Genomic DNA, 448 nt, shown 5'->3' on the forward strand with positions numbered 1-448 from the left:
CGCCCAACCTGTTCTGGTCGCTGGGGCCTGCGCTGGCGGCGTCGATTTTTGATGGCGGCGCGCGCAGTGCCGCCGTAGAGACGGCCCGCGCCAACCACGCGCAGGTCACGGCCGCCTACCGCCAGACGGTGCTGACCGCGCTGCAGGAGGTGGAGGACAACCTCACGGCCGCCGCTGCGCTGGCGCAGGAGGAACAACTGCAGCGCGAGGCCACCGCCGCTGCGCAGCGTGCGCTGGACGTGGTGGAGAACCAGTACCGTGCGGGCACCGTGGGTTACCTGAATGTGCTCGCGGCCCAGACCACCGTGCTGTCGTCACAGCGCAGCCTGATCGACGTGAAGAGCCGCCGCCTGACGGCAGTGAATGCGCTGTTGAAGAATGTGGCTGGGCGCTGGGAGGCGCTGCCGCCCGCTTGAAGCCCGCGTCAGGCCCCTACATGGCCTTGAAC

The 448-nt window shown here is 69.4% G+C and carries 1 protein-coding gene; it reads left to right on the forward strand.

The window, feature by feature from the left end; translation table 11 throughout:
• Positions 1-416, forward strand: a 416-nt coding sequence (locus tag GPA27_RS28425; protein ID WP_169143740.1) for a TolC family protein, incomplete at its 5' end; no start/stop codon positions are given.
• Positions 417-448 lie beyond the last annotated feature (32 nt).

This window comes from Aromatoleum toluolicum (assembly GCF_012911005.2).
Classification (GTDB): Bacteria; Pseudomonadota; Gammaproteobacteria; order Burkholderiales; family Rhodocyclaceae; genus Aromatoleum; species Aromatoleum toluolicum.